The following is an 18,924-nucleotide window of genomic DNA, read 5'->3' on the forward strand; positions in this document are numbered from 1 at the left end:
TTATGTTTGAAAATACGCCTTTTATTATTGCCGAACTTTCTGGCAATCATGACCAGAATTTTGAGTTAGCAAAATCAATGATCACGGCCGCTGCAAAAGCAGGCGTTGATGCGATTAAGTTACAAACCTACACGCCCGATACCATGACGTTAGATGTTCGTCATGGTGAGTTTATGGTGTCGGAAAGCGACAGTTTATGGCACGGCTCTAATTTATACGATTTATACGCTAAAGCATCGACACCTTGGGAATGGCATAAGCCTTTATTTGAATACGCTGAGTCCTTGGGACTCGTTGCATTTAGCTCTCCTTTTGATTTGAGCGCAGTGGCATTTCTTGAGTCATTGGATGTGCCCTTGTACAAAATTGCCTCGTTTGAAATGACCGACATTCCTTTGATTCAAGCGGTGGCAAAAACGGGAAAGCCAATCATAATGTCGACTGGCATGGCGAGCTTTGAAGAAATTGAAGAAGCCATTGCGGCGATTCGAGCAATAGGGGATAACCCTCTTACCCTGCTTAAATGCACCAGTACTTACCCTGCTAAAATAGCCGACTCTAATTTGCTCACCATGGCCGATTTAGCGAAACGCACAGGCTGTTCAGTCGGTTTATCGGACCATACTCAGGGGATTGGTGCTGCGGTTTCTGCGACGGCATTAGGCGCCACCGTGATCGAAAAACATTTTGTTCTCGATCGCAGTGCAGGAGGCGTCGATGCGGCTTTTTCTATGGAGCCTGCGGAAATGAAAGCCTTGGTTGAAACCTGCAGAAGTGCCAAAGAGGCATTAGGCACAGTGACTTATGGTGGCTCTGAAGCCGAGCAAAAGGCCAAGAAATACCGTCGCTCAATCTATATCACTCAAGACCTTCCCTCTGGCACTGTATTGTCTGATCAGCATTTGAAAATCATTCGTCCTTCGTTGGGTTTAGCGCCTAAGCATTGGTCTGAGGTGGTGGGCAGAACACTGGCATCGGATGTGCAAAAAGGTCAGCCGTTGTTTTGGGATTTGATGGAATGAAAGCTCTAATCCGTGCCGATGCGTCTGTGCAAATCGGCATGGGACACAGAGTGCGTTGTCAGGCATTGGTGGTGGCATTGCAAGCGCTTGGCTGGCAATGTCAGTTTGTTGTGCATCGTGATTGCGCGGCTTTCTCTGAATTGAATGATCGCCTGATTGATGATGAATGCGAATTTCTTATGCTTGCCATGGAGGTAGATCTCGTCATTTTGGATCACTACCAATACCAAGCTTCTGATATCGAAAAGGTATACCAGCAACAAACCAATTTATTCGTGCTGGACGATATGAATGATCGAGGCGCATTCCCTGCTAGATGGGTGTTGAACCCACTTCATGAACGGTATTCTTCGCGTGTTATCACGCCTTTAACCGGACCTCAATTTGCCTTGCTGCGTCCTGAGTTTTCCGCTCCTGCGGAGCCTGTTATTGCTCCCCCTGAAAAATTATTGATTACATTAGGTGGCACAGACCCACTTATGCTGACATTGGGTATTTTGCAGTCTTTGCTGCGTCATGCTTTTCCAGTAGAGAAAATACAGGTCTTGTTAGGTAAAAATGCTGCCAATAGTGAGGCTGTTAAGGCTTTCTCAGAGCAGTATGGAATTCAGCTTGCGCAAGGGGTCGTGGAAGTCAGGCCGTTCATGGCGAACGCAAGGCTTGCGATTGCGGCGGCGGGTGGGACCTTATTTGAGCTGGCGTGTATGAGAGTGCCGACCGTGTTTGCTCAAGTCGCTGATAATCAAACGCGCTCTTTAGAAGAGCATGTACCGCTGGGCTGGTGCCAGTGCGTTCGTTTTGATGATCTCCCTGAGGCAAAGCGAAGCGATCAGATTGAGACATTAGTGCATCACGTATTGCTGGCTTGGTCTGATTCCGCTTGGCGGCAAGCGTCTAGAGTAACGGCTCAGTCGCTGGTTGATGGACAAGGCTCTGTCCGTGTTGCGCAAATAATTCATAACGCGTTAGTTGCGAAATAACAGTGCCTTTATGGGCTATTCAGTTTCATCAATTGGGTTAAACGCTGCCAGTCTTCTTCTGTGTCCAGATCCTGAATTCGGTGTCTCGGTAGCATAATGGGTTTCGACCTTTCGCCAAAGATATGACCATCTGTTAACCAACTTTCAGTCGTCGCCCAATAGAATTGGCCGGCATCATGAATGGCTTCGACCAGATCTTGCGATCGTTTGCCGATGTGCTCTGGGAACAAGGTGGTGAGTTTGCCTTCGTCGTTTAGGCATAATGCGCGTTGGATAGGAAAATCAAAGGTGCTGGCTGAGAAACAAAAGCTGGCATTTTCTAACGCTTTAAAGCCTTCAATAATGTCATCGGCGCGCAGCAAAGGGCAGGTCGCGTATATCAGACAGGCTTCGCTTGGCGCTTGCCCCAACTCGGTTAGAAAGCGCAGAGCGTGCTGCATAACAGGGGTGGTTCCGGTAAATGCATCGGCTAAATTAGCAGGCCGCATGAAGGGCGTTTCTGCGCCATATTCTCGTGCTACAGCGGCAATTTCGTCATCGTCTGTTGAGACAATAATGCGGTCAAATAGTTGGCTCGCATACGCGCTTTCAATAGAGTAAGCAATGAGTGGCTTGCCATTAAGTAAACGGATATTTTTACGTGGGATGCGTTGTGAACCACCGCGTGCAGGGATCACGGCAATACGCTGAGAGGGACGTGTTTGGCTCATGCAGACATCACTCTACTGGTAATTAAGGCGTGTTTTAATAGTAACGCCACACGATTTTGTTGGGCTTCACTTAACTCAGAAAAAAGCGGCAAACTCAAAGTGCGGGCGTAATAATCTTCTGCCACAGGGTAGTCCCCTTTGGCAAACCCGAGGGCTTGATAGTAGGGTTGAGTGTGCACCGGAATATAATGCACCTGAGTGCCTATGCCTGCTTGTCGCAAGATATCAAATACCGACTTTCTTGCATCTTTACTGCTCTTAGGTAATAAGATTGGGAACAGGTGCAAAGCGGAATAACTGTCTTCGGCTTGGAAAGGCAAGGTGATGGGGAAGTCTTTTAGCAATGTCTGGTAGCGCATGAATTGAGCGTGGCGTTGTTCAATAAATTCATCTAAGCGCGACAATTGCGACAAACCTAACGCCGCTTGTAGCTCGGTCATTCGGTAATTGAAGCCCAGAGTATGTTGCTCATAATACCAATCACCAGGATCTTGTGTGAGCTCTTCTGGCGATTTTGTTGTGCCCTGCTGAGCGTGGGTGCGCATATGGCTGGCGAGAGCGTCATGATTGGTAACCGCCATGCCGCCTTCCCCAGAGGTAATGATTTTGACCGGATGGAAACTAAAGACGCAGATGTCACTGAAGCGACCATTGCCAACCGGTTGTCCTTGATAATCGGCGCCAATGGCATGGGAAGCGTCTTCAATAATCGCAAAACCGTATTCTTTTGACAGCTGGTGAATCGCTTGCATATCGCAAGACTGTCCTGCGAAATGCACCGGAATCACCACCTTTGGCAAGGTGTTTTGGCGCTTTGCTTGCTTGAGTTTATTGGCGAGCTGACGCGGACAAAGGTTGTAGGTTTGTGGGTCAATGTCCACAAAATCTACGTCTGCCCCACAATAGCGAGCACAATTTGCCGATGCAATAAAGGTATTTGGTGATGTCCAAACACGGTCTCCAGCGGTGACGCCCAAGGCTAAACAGGCCAAATGCAAAGCCGAAGTGGCACTGTTCGCTGCGACGGCATAACGGGCACCAACTTTGTTGGCAATGGCGTCTTCAAACTCGGTTACTCTTGGTCCTTGGGTGAGAAAATCGGACTTAAGAGCCTGCACAACGGCGGCAATGTCGTCATCGCTGATGGATTGTCTGCCGTAAGGAATAAAGCCGGTATTACTCATCGAAGGAGAGGATCTCGTCAACGGTTAAAAAGTGTGGGTTGCTGCCTGATTGGTATTCAAACCCTGCGTTGACCAAGGTGCCTTGTTCTCCTGTTTTATTGCGATCAAAACGGATTTCATCTTGGAAAAATTTAATGCTAGGCGCAATCACATAATGATCTGTGAATTCAAAGGTGTGGAAGGAATCGTCAGTCGGGCACATCACTTCATGGAGTTTTTCACCTGGTCGAATCCCTACTTCCTTTGTTGGAATGGACGGTGCATAAGCCGCCGCTAAATCCATAATACGAACCGATGGAATTTTAGGAATGAAAATTTCACCACCATGCATGCGTGTGAAGTTACGCAGTACAAAATCGACTCCCATTGGTAAGGTAATCCAAAAACGTGTCATTTCAGGATGGGTGATGGGAATCGCCTTTGCGCCCTCGTTTACCAGCTTTTGGAAGAAGGGAACCACTGAGCCTCGTGAGCCAACCACATTGCCATAGCGAACCACAGAGAAGCGAGTGCGGCCTTGTCCAACCATATTGTTGGCGGCAACAAAAAGCTTATCAGAGGCCAGTTTAGTGGCTCCGTATAGGTTGATAGGCGCTGCTGCTTTATCCGTAGAAAGCGCAATGACTTTATCTACATTATTGGCAATGGCGGCCGCAATCACATTTTCGGCGCCATGAATATTGGTTTTAATGCATTCCATGGGATTGTATTCAGCGGCGGGCACTTGTTTTAGTGCCGCCGCGTGGATCACATAATCGACGTCGCGCATGGCTTGGGTTAAGCGGTCTTTATCGCGTACATCGCCGATGAAATAACGCATGCAAGGAGCATCAAATACTTGCTGCATTTCATATTGTTTTAGCTCATCACGAGAGTAGATGATCAGTCGTTTAGGCTGGTAGAGTGCCAACAGGGTTTTGACGTATTGGTGGCCAAAAGAGCCGGTACCACCAGTGATGAGAATACTTTTGTTGTTAAACATGGAATCAATACCGAACCAATCAAGTGTGAGTGTCGTTTGTTGCGTGGCGTATTGGTTGTATTTTCGGCACGCATAAGGTCTAAACTATTATCGGCAAGCCGACGGAAAACATTAATAAAATCAAGACACTGACGCCATAAGTTAATGGCGTGCGCAGCAGTTTTCTAAATGGTCATTGACCATGCCCGTTGCCTGCATAAAAGCATAGCAGGTGGTTGGGCCGAAAAAATGAAAACCGCGTTTTTTCATGTCCTTGGCTATTTTGCTAGAAAGCGTCGTAATGGCTGGCACATCGGCCATCGAATGTACGGTGTTTTCGATTACTTTGTGGTCGCTAAAAGACCAATAATACTGACTAAATGAGCCAAACTCTTCTGCAATGGTCAAAAAAGCCTGCGCATTTTTTATCGTCGCGCTGATTTTTCCACGATGACGAACAATATCAGGGTTGAGCACTAATCTGTCTATGTCTTGCTCGGTCATGGTGGCCACTTTTTGAGGGTCAAACTGGTGAAAAGCAGACCGATAACCTTCACGTTTGCGTAAAATAGTGATCCAACTTAGACCCGCTTGAGCGCTTTCGAGTACAATATACTCAAACAATGTTTGGTCATCATAAACGGGTTTTCCCCATTCTTTATCATGGTATTGAATGTACTCTGGCGAGCCTAGACACCAATGACAACGGACAGCTTCCATCAGTTTGTCTCCTTAATCAAGAAATGAGCATACCTTGTTGATTTGATAGCGTCATCTGGATTTCAGAATTCTCTACGTTGTCACTTTGTTGAGCATGCTAAGAAATCTTAACACGCCACGAAATAGGATGAATAATTATGGCTTTTAAACCGACCTATAGTCAGAAAGATGTGGACATTATTAACGATGAATGTGTCTACAAAGGCTTTTTTGAAATGCATAAACTGACCTTGAAACACAAAAAATTCAACGGTGAGTGGAGCCAACCCATGACCCGTGAAATGATGGTACGTGGTGATGCTGTATGCGTTCTCTTGTTTGACCCTGTGGCTGATAAAGTGCTGTTGATTGAGCAGTTTCGTCCAAGTTTACCAAAAAGCGAATCACCTTGGTTGATTGAATTGGTGGCCGGTATGGTCGAAGAAGGGGAAGGCGACGAAGAGGTCGCGCGCCGTGAGTCATTGGAAGAAGCAGGCGTTACTGTAAAGCGTCTTGAGTACCTCTTTAAATTTGTGCCTTCACCTGGTGGGTTGGTGGAATACCTTCGTATGTATGCTGGTGAGTTTGACGCCAGCGCTGTGGATGTTAACCGTACTCATGGTTTGGATGCAGAAAACGAAGACATTCGCCTGCATCTTCTGGACGCAGATGACGCCATTGCGTTGCTCGATAGCGATGTGGAAAACGCCAGTACTATTATGGGGTTGCAATGGTTTGCGCTAAACAAAGACAAGCTATTAAAGCGTTGGTGTTAATCGACCATGAAACAAAAAACGACGTTGGGATTAGGGCGGATGAGCGTTATACAGCCAATAGTAGGTGTTCTGTCCTTTTTCTTTATGTGTGGGAATGTGTTGTTTTGGGCCGGCTTGATGCATGTGTTTGCCCTGGTTCGTCTGCTGCAAAAACACGGTGGATTGGCACGCACAGAGCAGCTTTACGACCGCTGCTTTGCCGGTTGGATTACCACTAACGAATGGTGGTTCCAGCGAGTGCTTGGTGTTTATTGGCAACTTGATGAGAACATGGTTAAAGATTTTGAACATTGGCATTTAATGGTGGCCAATCATAGATCTTGGGCGGATGTGTATATTATTTTGGCGCAACTTAATGGCCGTCGTCCGCTGCCTCGTGTGTTTATGAAACAGGTATTGTTCTGGTTGCCTTTAGTGGGTTCAGCGACTTGGCTGATGGGGTTTCCTTTTATGAAACGCTACAGTAAAGCCAAATTGCAGAAGTCGCCGCACCTTATCGGCAAGGATTTAGAAACAACGAGACAATCTTGCCGGCGTTTTATCCAGCGTCCTAATTCGGTGCTAAGTTTTGTAGAAGGTACCCGATTTTCGACTAAGAAGCAGCAACAGCAAAGGTCGCCGTATCAGTACCTACTGAAGCCAAAAGCTGGTGGTGTTGGGTTTGTCTTGCAAGCCATGCCAGGGAAGTTTTCTAGGATTACCGATATCAATGTTTTATACGGACAGGAAAATATTTCTTTTTGGGATTTGCTGTGCGGCCGATTGACCGCCGCGCAAGTGATAGTAAGAGATGTCGCACTGCCAGAGACCATGTTACAGCCTGATTACCAAGCGGCAAAAAAGGATCGTGAAGACTTCTTTGTTTGGTTTAATCTATACTGGCACGATAAAGACAACAGAATAGCAAGCCAATTGGCGGCTATGAAATCGAATGTGATGCCGTTGAAAGAGGTTCTGACAGAAGGAAGTTCATCACAAGAATGACTGAGGTAATAGAGCAAATGTCAAAACAGTACGTCCCTGATTTATCCAGCTTACAACTGCTTGGCGAGTTGAATTATCGCCGTGTGGTTAAGCTGATGCGCGGGCACGAGGAAGAAAAGGCATGGCATTTTTCGATTCACAGTGCAGGCGACCAAGAGAGCAGATTGTGTTTGTCTCTTGGCAAAGAAAGCCGCTTCACGTCAGAAGTGTTGTTAGAATTTGGGCCAGAGAGTTCAAATGAATTGCTGTTTGATAGCAAGGTCGTCATGACGGTGCGTTTATATCATGATGTGGGTATTGCTGAAATTACCGATGGGCATCGTCAGTACAGTGGTAGCTACCCTTATCCTAATGGGGACATGTACCACAAAGACGAAAAATTCCGTTTGAATCAGCAGCTGTCTGATTTATTAGAGCTGTGTCTAAAGCACGGACATCGCCTGTACGAAACGCCTTATTTTCAGTTTGCCTAGGCTCTCTCTTTATATTGAGAAAGCATCTTTGAGTTTCCCATTTTATAAACCACGATTTGAGAGGGTGCTGGGTTGAATAGCTTGCTCTATATTCACGGATTTAATAGTTCAGAACGCTCCCACAAAGCCTTGGTTTTAAGTGAAGCCATGGCTGAGATTGGCACAGCGGGTGGTTTTTTATCTCCGCGGTTGCCATGGCAGCCCGCGCAAGCCATCGCCTTATTAGAAGAGATCATAGGCTCTTATCTTGAGACCCACGGTGCTGGCACAATGACGCTAGTTGGCAGTTCATTAGGAGGTTTTTATGCCTGCTATTTGGCTGAAAAGTTTCAGATAAAAGCGGTGTTGGTGAACCCAGCAATGCAAGCGCCGCGTTTATTAGTTGATCATGTAGGGGCACAATATAATCCTTATACTGATGAGCATTATGAATTGACCCATGAGCACATGGATGAACTCAGCACCTTGGTGATTTCACAGCCGACGCCGGAGCGTTATTGGCTGATGCTGCAAGAAGGCGATGAGGTGCTGGATTATCGCGTGGCGCTAAGCGCCTTTCCTCAAATCGGCAAATTGACCTGTGAAGCCAATGGCGATCATCGGTTTATTGGCTTTGAGCGATTTGCCAGCGATATTTTGCATTTCGCAGGAATCAAAGTGTAATTAAATTGGCTAAGTAGGTGGTCGATTTCACAGGCTTCAACTCCAGTGATAGACTCTAGACCATCTTATTTACATCCTAACTCGATACTGTATTTTACCTTGGTATCGTAATCTCAATTTGGAAGAACAAATACGCATGTCTGCTAAAGAATATAACGCCGGATCGATAGAAGTGTTGAGTGGCCTAGAGCCAGTACAAAAACGTCCAGGAATGTACACCGACACAACACGCCCCAATCACTTAGCACAAGAAGTTATAGACAATTCAGTGGATGAGGCGTTAGCAGGGCATGCTGATCGCATCGAGGTCATTTTGTATAAAGATGGCTCAGTCAGTGTGGAAGACAATGGCCGTGGTATGCCTGTTGATATTCACCCAGAAGAGGGGGTGTCTGGGGTCGAGTTGATCCTCACCAAGCTCCATGCTGGGGGCAAATTCTCTGGAGACAATTACCAGTTTTCTGGTGGTCTACATGGTGTGGGCGTGTCAGTGGTGAACGCCTTATCGACCTCATTGGAAGTGTTTGTTAAGCGTGATGGCAAACAATATCAAATTGGTTTTGCTGACGGTTTTAAAGTCTCTGAGTTGGCCGAAATCGGCACGGTTGGTAAGAAAAATACAGGCACAAAGGTCAAATTTACCGCCGACGGAAAGTATTTCGACAGTCCTAAGTATTCTTTATCGCGTCTTAAGCATTTATTAAAAGCCAAAGCCGTTTTGTGTTCTGGTTTGCATGTGATCTTCATTGACCAAAGTGGCGCTGAAGAAGCACGTGAAGAGTGGTTTTACCAAGACGGACTAAAAGACTATCTAGCACAAGCCAACGAAGGGTTTGAGTTATTGCCAGATGAGCCATTTTTAGGCGGCTTGACCGAAAAAACTCAAGGGGTTGACTGGGCAGTACAATGGTTGCCAGAAGGCGGAGAGTTGATCACAGAGAGCTATGTTAACCTGATTCCTACTGCGCAAGGCGGGACACATGTTAATGGTTTGCGTACCGGTTTATTGGAAGCGATTCGAGAGTTTTGTGATTTCCACAACTTGTTACCGCGTGGCGTTAAACTCACAGCAGAAGACGTCTGGGATCGCTGCAGTTATGTGCTCTCCGCTAAAATTCAAGAGCCTCAATTTTCAGGGCAAACGAAAGAGCGCTTATCGTCTCGTCAGATTGTGCCGTTTATTTCTGCAACCGCTAAAGATGCGTTTAGTTTATGGCTGAACAAGCACGTTGAAGACGGTAAAAAGATCGCGGATTTAGTGATTAATAGTGCGCAGAAGCGTTTAAAAGCCAGCAAAAAAGTGGTTCGTAAAAAGATCACACAAGGTCCTGCGTTACCAGGTAAATTAGCGGATTGTTCTGGTCAAGATTCAAGCCGAAGTGAACTTTTCTTAGTGGAAGGGGATTCAGCTGGTGGTTCTGCTAAGCAAGCAAGGGACAAAGATTTCCAAGCCATTTTGCCGCTGCGAGGCAAAATTTTAAACTCTTGGGAAGTGGATTCTAGCCTGGTGCTGGGCTCTCAGGAAATTCATGATATTTCTGTCGCCTTGGGAGTGGACCCTGGTGAAGATGAGTTGGCTGGATTACGTTATGGAAAAATTTGTATCTTAGCGGATGCCGATTCCGATGGGCTGCACATTGCGACTCTACTGTGTGCGTTATTTGTTCGTCATTTCTCAAGCCTTGTGAAAGCTGGGCACGTGTTTGTTGCCATGCCGCCGCTTTACCGAATCGACTTAGGGAAAGAAGTCTCCTATGCCTTGGATGATGAAGAAAAAGACATCATTTTGCATAAAATGCAGGCCGAGAACAAACGCGGTACACCAAACGTTCAGCGTTTCAAAGGCTTGGGTGAGATGAACCCTTCTCAGCTGCGTGAAACGACAATGGCACCAGACACCCGTCGCTTGATCCAATTAACCATGGAAGACCCATTAGATACGGGTGAACTTCTGGATAAGTTGCTGTCAAAAAAACGCGCAGGAGATCGTAAACATTGGCTAGAGACTTACGGAAACCTAGCGATTGTTGAGGCGTAATATGACAAGGCGCCTTTGTTAAAAAGGCGCTTTCTTACCGCATTCTGTCTAGAGTGCTGAAATACCCTGTTTATCGAATTTAAGTGTTTCATCAGCAAGTCTAATAAAGACGGGTTACACTTAGAGAAACCAGCAACAAAGTGGAACACAATTACATGTCTGATAACGAAGATCCTAACGTCATTAGTGAAGAGGCGCTTTATGAGCGTCTAGATCACTATTTGTCCACGCTTGGAACCGATAGATCTATTCTTTGTGTGTCAGAGTTAGATGGCTTTTTAACCGCCATTGGTTGCTCTGAACAAGAGCTTGCCCCAGACTTTTGGTTGAGCGCTATTTGGGGGGCTGATGAAGATCAGCCAGCATGGGCGTCGTCAGAGGAAGAAGATGAGTTTCTAAGTCTTGTTTTGATCATGTACATGGAAACCATGAACACGATTGTCCACGGTGACCTTTACCCTGTGTATTTAGAGCAAGAAGTAGACGGTGGAGAAAGTCAGGTTGTTGTGGAAGAATGGTGCGTGGGCTTTATGCGAGGTTCTCGCCTAATTGGTCTGGGTTTGGATGAAACCAATCGAGATTTTTATGATGATGTACTGGCATCGGTGCGTCTCTTTGGTACCGAAGCGGGCTGGGTAAAGCTAGAAGGCATGGTGGACGAAGAAATTCAATTTTGGCAAGACAATATTGAGTCCTCTATTTTACGGCTGGCTCAGTTTAACCACCCAGAAATTCAAACCATATCCACAGAAGATGAAAAGTCCCATACACTGCATTAAAGAGGATTCTTTTAGGCTGTTAGAAGGGCAAATAAAAACGCGAAAAGAGACGATCTTTTCGCGTTTTTTTATGGCCGTTAAGCTCGGCTTTAAACGAGGGTATTAACCAACTACTTTAGCAATGCTTTCGCATAAGTAATCAATGTTGTTGTCGCTGACGCCTGAAATGCTCATGCGGCCAGAGTCGGCAATATAAATTGAGTAGTCGCTGCGTAAGCTGCGAACTTGCTCAAGGGTTAAGCCTGAGTAAGAAAACATACCGCGTTGGTCTTTGATAAAGCTAAAGTCTTTGCTGACACCAGAAGCGGCCAGTTTAGCGACCAGTTTTTCACGTAAGCCATTAATTCGATTACGCATTGCCGTGACTTCTTGTTCCCACTCTGCTTTTAACTCAGGGTTGCTCATAATGGTATAAACAACCGCAGCACCGTGTGCTGGAGGCATAGAGTAGTTTGCACGAATCGCTTGACCGACGATAGAGAAGGCCGCGTTGGCTTCGTCTTTGCTTTCTGCAATGATGCTTAGGCCGCCACAACGCTCGCGGTAAATACCAAAGTTCTTCGAGAAGGAGTTCGCAATTAGCATATCTTTTACGTTAGCCGCCATATGACGAAGGCCTGCCAAATCATCGTCTAAGCCATCGCCAAAACCTTGGTAAGCCGCATCAACAAGAGGCAGTAAGCCTCGCTCGTTGACAAATTCAGTCAATATTTTCCAATGTTCAGGCTGTAAATCGATCCCCGTTGGGTTATGGCAGCAAGCGTGAAGCAATAACACATCACCTTCTTTCACTTCGGCTTTTAACGTTGCCATCATGTCATCGAAGCGTAGACCGTTGGTTTTTGGGTCATAGTAAGGGTAAGGTTTTACTTCAACACCAGCGGAATTAAAAATAGATTCGTGGTTGCCCCATGTTGGATCACTCACCCACAAACGCGCGTCTTTTAAGTTGGCGCTGATGAAGTCTGCCGCTACTTTAAGAGCGCCGGTACCGCCAGGTGTTTGAGTTGAACGAATGCGTTCAGAAGCAATCAATGGATTGCCTTCGCCAAGAATTAAATTCTGGATAATAGCTTCAAATTCCGCCGCGCCGTAAATACCTAGGTAGCTTTTAGAATCTTCTTGTTCAAGCAAAATTGCTTCCGCTTTTTTCACGCTATTTAAAATGGGAGTGGCACCATTGTCGTCTTTGTAGACACCCACACCCAAATCAATTTTTTTCGGATTCGTGTCTTGCTTATGAGCAACGATAAGAGCTAAAAGAGGGTCGCCAGAAACGGCTTTTAAATGCTTAAACATGATAGTTACGGGGTCCTTTTAGAATGACTCACAGCGTTACCGCCATAAGGAAAAATAGCGTGTGTTACTTGCTTGAACAAGCAAACCATTCTGCCGTATTTATCGCAAAATACAATGCAAGAAGAGGGGAAATTCTGGATTAGATGTAAAGAAAATAAGACACCTTATGTTTCTTTATTAGAGACGCGTTCTTTTGCTGCATCAGTGCTATCAATGTTGCCTTACCAAGGAAGGGGCAGAGACTCAGAAAGTCGCTGCCCCTAGTGTGGCAATAGCAGGATTAAGCCAGATCAAAAATCAGTGCTTTTGCTTGCTGTTGGCCGGCGTTTTTCAGTGTGATCGCCTCTTCAAGACGGATCTTGGCACCATCGCCCTGTGTTAGCACTGTGCCATCGGTCAGGGTTAATTCGCCTTCGACCTGATGAATATAAAGGCTTCGATCAGGTTTAATGCTGATGGTTTGCTCTTTTTCAGTGTCTAAAATAAGCTGAAATAATTGTGCATCTTGCTTGATGCTTAACGTGCCATCACGGCCATCGGGTGTGATGATGCTTGTTAGCCCGTGTTCATTGCCAAACGCTTTTTGTTGATATCCAGGTTGGCCACCAATAACATTTGGCTCGATCCAGATTTGCAAAAACTTCAATGTGTCTTTGTCTGAGGCATTAAATTCACTGTGAAATACGCCTTTTCCTGCCGACATTAATTGAAATTCACCCACGGGCAATTCTTTGATGTTTCCCGCGCTGTCTTTATGGGCAATACGACCTTGCAAGACATAACTGATGATTTCCATGTCTTTGTGACCATGAGTATCGAATCCTGCGCTGGGTGCGACCGTGTCATCGTTGATGACTCTTAAGTGAGAAAAGCCCATTTGTTGTGGGTCATAATAGCTGCCGAAAGAAAACGTATGATGGCTATCTAGCCAGCCAAAATTAGCGTGTCCACGATCGTTTGCGTTACGAATAGTTATCATCGTTCAACTCCATCTATTGAGTAGGTTAGTGGGCTGGCGACTTCTCTTCGCTCGGCCCTTTGTGGTATGAAGTGAGTGTAAGAGACCGCAACTCGAAAGAAAATTAGAAGATTCTGAGCTGTTATTTCAAAATATTTGAATAAAGAGATATGACCATGAATAATGCCGTAACCCTAGACGCATTACGGGTGCTGGAGGCAATAGATCAGCTGGGCAGTTTTGCCGCCGCCGCAGATGCTTTGTTTAAAGTACCATCCGCCCTTACTTATACGGTTAAAAAACTTGAGGAGGATTTAGGCGTATCACTCTTTGATCGCTCGCGGCAAAAAGCGGTATTAACACCAGCGGGACAACTTGTACTAGAACGAGGCCATTTCATCTTGGAAGCAACGCGTCGTTTAGAGGAGTCGATAAGCGCGCTTGAATCCGGTTGGGAGCCAAGGTTAAGAATTGCACGTGACACTGTGTTGGCGGAGGAGCCATTGATGTCTGTCGTAGGTGATTTCTTATTGCAGAACCGGCCGGTAGAGGTGATTTTATCGGAAGAGGCGGTCGGTGGTGCCTGGGATGCATTGCAAGATGATCGAGTGGATTTGGTGATCGGAGCAACCGGAGAATTACCCAAAGGGCATTTTCATACCCGTGCTTTAGGCGAGATCGAGTTTGTCTTTGCTGTTGCACCGACACACCCCTTGGCTCTGACGCAAGGGGCGGTGAGTGCGTCACAATTACGAGAATATCCTGCCATCGTGGTATCGGATACCTCAAAAATTTATCCGGCACGTAACAATGGTATTTTTGAAAGCCGACAAGTACTGAAAGTGGATACTATGCGCAGCAAAATACAGGCGCAGTGTTTGGGGTTGGGGGTTGGTTACCTACCTAAGCACAGGATTCGCGAAGAACTAAAAAACGGGCGTTTGGTGGCGCGTGAATGCGATATCCCAAGGCCCAATCAAATGGCCTATTTGGTCTGGAAGAAAGAAGAGCTAGGGCGCGGACTTAGCTGGTTTGTTGAGGAACTGGAAAAACAAGATTGGTGTTTAATTAAACGTTAATATTTAGGCTTTAACCACGATAAGGACTTAGTGTGTTTTCACTTTCAATGGCGATTATTCCAATATTTTTGTTGCTCATGGCTGGAGCACTTTGCCAGCGCTTGCGCTTCCCGATGGAAGGCTTTTGGGTGGGGGTGGATAAGTTAACCTATTGGTTGCTGTTCCCTGCGCTGCTTTTTTATAAAACCTCTCAAATTGATTTCTCTAATCCCTTGTTGTCTCAATATGCATTGATTTTATTATGCGCTTTAGTCATCACGGCGATATTTACTTTTGTTAGTGCATGGTTCGTAAAAGCGACAGCGCCAACGGCGTCGTCCATGTTACAGGCAGGGGTGCGTTTCAATACCTTTATTGTGTTGGCGTTAGCCGGCAGCTTATATGGCAATGACGGCTTGATTTACGCCGCGTTGGGCGCTTCTGTGCTGATTCCATCGGTGAATGTGTTTTTGGTGGTGAGCATGGTGTTGATGCATGGTAAGCCATCAAAGAGTGACCCTGGTAATGCGCTTTGCTCTTCCTTGCCCAAGCTATTAAGCGGTGCGTTAATTCGCAATCCTTTGATTCTTTCCATTGTGCTAGGCAGTGGTTTGAATTTATTAGGACTCACTCCGATTCCAGTGGTGTCTGAGATGGCAGAGCTACTTTCTAAAGCGGCGCTGCCGATGGTTCTATTGGCTGTGGGGGCGAGTGTCCGCTTAGAAGCTATTCGCTCTGTAGGCATCTTCTTTGTGCTTTCAACGATTGCCCGTTTTGTGGTTTTTCCCTTGTCGATAGGCTTGATGTGCTGGTGGCTGGGCATAACCGGTTTACCGGCTTTGGTGGCGGTTTTATTTGGTGTCGTGCCAACGGCCACATCCGCTTATGCTCTTGCACGTCAGTTAGGAGGCGATGCGGAGCGCATGGCGGCCTTTATTACATTACAGACCATTCTGTGTGTGGTGACGCTTCCTGTGAGCGTGTGGCTTAGTCAAATGGCGTTTAACTAAGTGCGTGAGACAGTTTAACCGCCGTCATAAAAAAGCCATGTGTGACCACGCTTCAGAGAAGTTAGATCAAACATGGCTTTTTTGTTTTTGTCGTGAAGCATCAGTGCTTGTGGTGATGGTGCTCATGATGGTGATCATGAAGCTCTTCTTCTGGATGGCGAAGCTCAGACTCACCAGGGTAGTGAAGCCCCATGTCCTGACGAATTTCATCCAGCGTAGCAATAAGCTCAAGGCTGTCTTTCCAGCTGTGGTTAGGGCTTTCCTGTAGGCCTTCAATTAAGCAGCGATTCACCTCATCCACTTCGAATTGGTAACCTTCGCCAGGGAAGTCAAATTCAACCGCACGTTCTTGGCCTTCACTGCTAACAATGCGGCAGGATTTGGCTTTAAACCATTCAGAGTCGATTTCAATGTAGCCTTTTGACCCAGAGAATATGGCTCGGTTTGGATGGCAAGAAATGAGAGACGCTTCTAAAGACGCCAATTGGCCGTTTTCCCAACCAAGTAATATTTGCTCAAACACGTCCACGTCGGTATCGCCAATCACTGCTTGGTTTTGTACAAAATCGGGTTTGCCAAAGAAAAGTTGGGCTAAAAATACAGGATAAATACCAATATCAAGTAGGGCACCACCGCCCATTTCCAGATTCAACAAACGGTGTTCTGGGTCAGTGGGGGCCAGAAAATTAAAGCTTGCTTGAATGCTATGCAAAGCGCCGATTTCGCCTTCTTCAACCCACTCTATGACCTGTTCAATAACAGGATTAAAACGGGTCCACATGGCTTCCATCAAGAAAACGTTTTGCGCCGCAGCAAGGTCGTACAACTCTTTGGATTGTGCTTCATTGAGGGTAAAAGGTTTTTCGCACAATACCGCTTTGCCTGCCAGTAGACAGGCTTTGGTCAAATCGTAATGGGACGTGTGTGGCGTCGCGATATAGATAACATCAACTTCGTGGCTGTTGATAAGTGAAAAGTAATCCACAAATGCGAGTTCGATATCAAAGTCGGCGGAGAAGGCGTCAGCCGACGCTTTATCCCGTGACGCGATGGCGCGTAGTTCGCCCGATTTAGCATAACGAAAGTCGCTCGCAAAACGGCGTGCAATGTTACCTGTGCCGATAATTCCCCAGCGTACTTGTTTCATGGGATTCTCCTTTTCACATAATAAGGCGTACAGCACCAGTTACTTTTGGTGACCAGTGCTCGCGTTCAAAAAGCGGCTAAGTCTGACGCTAATTGTCATTATAGTCCACTGGCATTTTCTAGCTGCGCGATTCGTTCTGACAAGTTTAAGACCAATTCTTCTAAAGCCTCAATGCGTGCGAGGAGTGGCTCATCATCTACAGGCTGGTTAGGCTGGATACGGGGACTGAGCTCGGCGCTGTATTCTGAGCAAAAACACTCTTGGTAGCGCGACTCTCGTTTGCCTGGTTCGCGTGGCAACGCTTGAACATAAGGTCCACCGGTTTTGTCTTGCAGGGCTTTCAGTGCAGATTCGACTTCTTCTCGGTTTTGAAAGTTATGCAGGCGCCCGCTTCGTGAACGCAGTTCGCCCGGAGTTTGTGCTCCTCGTACGAAAAGTAAGCAAACGATCGCTAACTCGGCTTGAGACAGCTGTAAATCAGAAAACTCCGTATTGCAAAAACGGTGTTGGTATTTACTTACGCGACTGTGAGAAGCAGAGACTTGAGTAACTAACCCTCTTTCCACCAGTTCGTCTACCGCGTCTTGAATTTCTAGTTCCGTGTAGCTTGTGACAGGCTCACGGCTGGACTTTTGATTGCATGCATTGACCAGTGCATTGACGCTGAGCGGGTATTGATCGGGCGTGGTGATTTCTTTTTCAATTAGGCAGCCGATGATTCGCATTTCAATCTGGTTTATATCGTAATAGCTCATAGTCTTTCCTAAGGTTTTTTATTGTGAGTGACGTCTCGTGTTGATGGTGGAGGGGATGTGAAGGGCATCAACAACAAGGTTTTTAAAGAGGCTTTGTTTGTGTTTTGCGATCTTGGTAAACCGATCCGGATCTGCTCGTCACCTCCTTGAGCTTGTTCTGTATAGCTATGAAACAAACGGTCCCAAAGGCTCAGGCAAAACCCATAGTTGCTGTTGGTTTCTTTAAAACGAACAGAGTGATGGATGCGATGCATATCTGGCGTGACTAAAAAGCGTTTGATAATAGACTCTGCGTATTGAGGCAAACGAGCATTTGTATGGTTAAACATGGCGCAGGCATTTAACAATATATCGAAGACCAGTACGGCTTCAATAGGAATGCCCAGGCATAAAATCGCAATGGCTTTTATGCCTAAAGAAAGAAGAATTTCGATGGGATGAAAACGCACTGCAGAACTTACGTCTAATGCTTGGTCGCTGTGGTGTACCTGATGGAGACGCCAAAGTAGGGGAACGCGATGAAATACACGATGTTGCCAATAAATTAACGCGTCTAGGGCAATAATGCCGAGTAAAAACTGGCTCCAATAAGGTAAATGAAACAGGCTAAAAATGCCTTGTTCAGCGTTGATAAAGGCAATAAGAGATAACAGTAGCGGTTGGAAAAGTCGAACACACAAGGCTCCCAATAACAATAAACTAAAGTTGTGAAACCATCGTGTCGACTGTTGTTTGAGAGGGGCTCTTGGGGTTTTCCATTGCCATATTATGAGTAGGCAAAGTAAACATATAAAAATGCTAATACGTAAGGAAAAATCAATCATTCAGCCTGAGTGCCTATTAGGTCAAGGTACAAGTATTATGACTTTCTAATGTGCCTATTTACTATGGTTTTATAGTAAAGCACTTTGCTAATCAATGACATGGCTATTTTATTTTTGCGGCTAACGCGTCCTTCAATAGCGCCAATTGAGCGCTATTTGAAGAAGCGATTCGCTCTGCATTAATGCAGTAAATGCGCTAACCGGTCACGACCTCGCTTGATTGAATGGACTTTGATTTGGCTTAAAAGTTCAGCAAAGACATTAATGTTGATGTCGTGAAGATGGTGGAAAGTGAGGCAATTTTCACCAAATTGGGCATGATTTAAGCGCTCTGCGAAAGAATAAAACTCAGAGGTATCATCAAAGTAGATGCACAGGTGATCTTCTCTGGCAGCGACACCAAATAGCAGGTCAGAATCTTGCTGAAAGTAGGGGATACCAAGCTCGAAAGATAGCTCCGCATGCGGCGCTATCAATCGCATTATCGCTAGAACTTCATGCAAATCAGCACGCATGCTTGCAGCAGCGTGCTCAATATAGCTATCAACAAAGGTATTTATAGGTAATGTCATCATAATAACCTCCAAGGGGCTCGATTATGCGT

At 46.0% G+C, this 18,924-nt stretch carries 20 protein-coding genes; 10 read left to right on the plus strand and 10 right to left on the minus strand.

The features are described from left to right. Window positions 1–2 precede the first annotated feature (2 nt). Both pseI and ACIGBN_RS01565 read left to right on the plus strand, forming a co-directional pair. Window positions 3–1,022: a pseudaminic acid synthase gene (gene pseI, locus ACIGBN_RS01560; protein ID WP_396663266.1), complete on the plus strand. Its 1,020-nt coding sequence runs from the start codon at window positions 3–5 to the stop codon at window positions 1,020–1,022. Then, the gene (locus ACIGBN_RS01565) at window positions 1,019–2,002 is read left to right on the plus strand and encodes a UDP-2,4-diacetamido-2,4,6-trideoxy-beta-L-altropyranose hydrolase (RefSeq protein WP_396663268.1); all 984 of its coding nucleotides are present in this window, start codon (window positions 1,019–1,021) and stop codon (window positions 2,000–2,002) included. Before pseI ends, ACIGBN_RS01565 begins: the two co-directional genes overlap by 4 nt. 8 nt (window positions 2,003–2,010) lie before the next feature. Here ACIGBN_RS01565 and pseF read toward each other — a convergent pair whose 3' ends face one another. The 4 genes from pseF to ACIGBN_RS01585 all read right to left on the minus strand — a co-directional run bounded on the left by pseF (window position 2,011) and on the right by ACIGBN_RS01585 (window position 5,577). Continuing rightward, on the minus strand, window positions 2,011–2,712 hold the full coding sequence (gene pseF / locus ACIGBN_RS01570) for a pseudaminic acid cytidylyltransferase (protein WP_396663270.1): 702 nt from the start codon (window positions 2,710–2,712) through the stop codon (window positions 2,011–2,013). Then, complete coding sequence (gene pseC, locus ACIGBN_RS01575) at window positions 2,709–3,896, minus strand: UDP-4-amino-4,6-dideoxy-N-acetyl-beta-L-altrosamine transaminase (protein WP_396663272.1); 1,188 nt, start codon at window positions 3,894–3,896, stop codon at window positions 2,709–2,711. Before pseC ends, pseF begins: the two co-directional genes overlap by 4 nt. Beyond that, the gene (gene pseB / locus ACIGBN_RS01580) at window positions 3,889–4,878 is read right to left on the minus strand and encodes a UDP-N-acetylglucosamine 4,6-dehydratase (inverting) (protein WP_133001787.1); all 990 of its coding nucleotides are present in this window, start codon (window positions 4,876–4,878) and stop codon (window positions 3,889–3,891) included. The genes pseC and pseB overlap by 8 nt, the downstream gene beginning before the upstream one ends. A gap of 141 nt (window positions 4,879–5,019) precedes the next feature. Beyond that, entirely contained in the window at window positions 5,020–5,577 is a 558-nt protein-coding gene (locus ACIGBN_RS01585) for a DNA-3-methyladenine glycosylase I (protein WP_133001786.1), read from the minus strand. Window positions 5,578–5,714: 137 nt separating this feature from the next. Here ACIGBN_RS01585 and ACIGBN_RS01590 point away from each other — a divergent pair, with 137 nt between their 5' ends. From ACIGBN_RS01590 to ACIGBN_RS01615, 6 genes are all read left to right on the plus strand, one after another. Next, window positions 5,715–6,332 carry an NUDIX domain-containing protein gene (locus ACIGBN_RS01590; protein ID WP_396663275.1) on the plus strand — a complete coding sequence of 206 codons (618 nt, stop codon included), beginning with the start codon at window positions 5,715–5,717 and terminating at the stop codon, window positions 6,330–6,332. A gap of 39 nt (window positions 6,333–6,371) precedes the next feature. After that, entirely contained in the window at window positions 6,372–7,316 is a 945-nt protein-coding gene (locus tag ACIGBN_RS01595) for an acetyltransferase (protein ID WP_396663277.1), read from the plus strand. Beyond that, entirely contained in the window at window positions 7,313–7,789 is a 477-nt protein-coding gene (locus ACIGBN_RS01600; protein ID WP_133001783.1) for a DUF1249 domain-containing protein, read from the plus strand. The genes ACIGBN_RS01595 and ACIGBN_RS01600 overlap by 4 nt, the downstream gene beginning before the upstream one ends. Window positions 7,790–7,861: 72 nt before the next feature. Then, on the plus strand, window positions 7,862–8,452 hold the full coding sequence (locus tag ACIGBN_RS01605) for a YqiA/YcfP family alpha/beta fold hydrolase (protein ID WP_396663279.1): 591 nt from the start codon (window positions 7,862–7,864) through the stop codon (window positions 8,450–8,452). A gap of 136 nt (window positions 8,453–8,588) precedes the next feature. Next, the gene (gene parE / locus ACIGBN_RS01610) at window positions 8,589–10,490 is read left to right on the plus strand and encodes a DNA topoisomerase IV subunit B (RefSeq protein WP_133001781.1); all 1,902 of its coding nucleotides are present in this window, start codon (window positions 8,589–8,591) and stop codon (window positions 10,488–10,490) included. Between the two features lie 155 nt (window positions 10,491–10,645). Beyond that, window positions 10,646–11,269: a UPF0149 family protein gene (locus tag ACIGBN_RS01615; protein WP_133001780.1), complete on the plus strand. Its 624-nt coding sequence runs from the start codon at window positions 10,646–10,648 to the stop codon at window positions 11,267–11,269. Between the two features lie 102 nt (window positions 11,270–11,371). Here ACIGBN_RS01615 and ACIGBN_RS01620 read toward each other — a convergent pair whose 3' ends face one another. Both ACIGBN_RS01620 and ACIGBN_RS01625 read right to left on the minus strand, forming a co-directional pair. Further along, window positions 11,372–12,568 carry an amino acid aminotransferase gene (locus ACIGBN_RS01620; RefSeq protein ID WP_133001779.1) on the minus strand — a complete coding sequence of 399 codons (1,197 nt, stop codon included), beginning with the start codon at window positions 12,566–12,568 and terminating at the stop codon, window positions 11,372–11,374. 280 nt (window positions 12,569–12,848) lie between these two features. Continuing rightward, entirely contained in the window at window positions 12,849–13,547 is a 699-nt protein-coding gene (locus ACIGBN_RS01625) for a pirin family protein (RefSeq protein WP_133001778.1), read from the minus strand. Between the two features lie 155 nt (window positions 13,548–13,702). On the opposite strand from ACIGBN_RS01625, the gene ACIGBN_RS01630 reads away from it, so the two are divergent. Next, window positions 13,703–14,605 carry a LysR family transcriptional regulator gene (locus tag ACIGBN_RS01630; RefSeq protein ID WP_133001777.1) on the plus strand — a complete coding sequence of 301 codons (903 nt, stop codon included), beginning with the start codon at window positions 13,703–13,705 and terminating at the stop codon, window positions 14,603–14,605. Window positions 14,606–14,637: 32 nt separating this feature from the next. Beyond that, entirely contained in the window at window positions 14,638–15,594 is a 957-nt protein-coding gene (locus ACIGBN_RS01635) for an AEC family transporter (RefSeq protein ID WP_396663283.1), read from the plus strand. 100 nt (window positions 15,595–15,694) lie between these two features. On the opposite strand, the gene ACIGBN_RS01640 is transcribed toward ACIGBN_RS01635, so the two are convergent. The 4 genes from ACIGBN_RS01640 to ACIGBN_RS01655 all read right to left on the minus strand — a co-directional run bounded on the left by ACIGBN_RS01640 (window position 15,695) and on the right by ACIGBN_RS01655 (window position 18,895). Further along, window positions 15,695–16,741, minus strand: a complete 1,047-nt coding sequence (locus ACIGBN_RS01640; RefSeq protein ID WP_133001775.1) for a Gfo/Idh/MocA family protein — start codon at window positions 16,739–16,741, stop codon at window positions 15,695–15,697. 98 nt (window positions 16,742–16,839) lie between these two features. After that, complete coding sequence (locus ACIGBN_RS01645; RefSeq protein ID WP_396663285.1) at window positions 16,840–17,496, minus strand: YceH family protein; 657 nt, start codon at window positions 17,494–17,496, stop codon at window positions 16,840–16,842. Between the two features lie 8 nt (window positions 17,497–17,504). Beyond that, window positions 17,505–18,176 carry a sterol desaturase family protein gene (locus ACIGBN_RS01650; protein WP_243711909.1) on the minus strand — a complete coding sequence of 224 codons (672 nt, stop codon included), beginning with the start codon at window positions 18,174–18,176 and terminating at the stop codon, window positions 17,505–17,507. 323 nt (window positions 18,177–18,499) lie between these two features. After that, complete coding sequence (locus tag ACIGBN_RS01655; RefSeq protein WP_133001772.1) at window positions 18,500–18,895, minus strand: DUF1801 domain-containing protein; 396 nt, start codon at window positions 18,893–18,895, stop codon at window positions 18,500–18,502. Window positions 18,896–18,924 lie beyond the last annotated feature (29 nt).

The organism is Marinomonas sp. NPDC078689, from assembly GCF_044542435.1.
GTDB lineage: Bacteria > Pseudomonadota > Gammaproteobacteria > Pseudomonadales > Marinomonadaceae > Marinomonas > Marinomonas arenicola.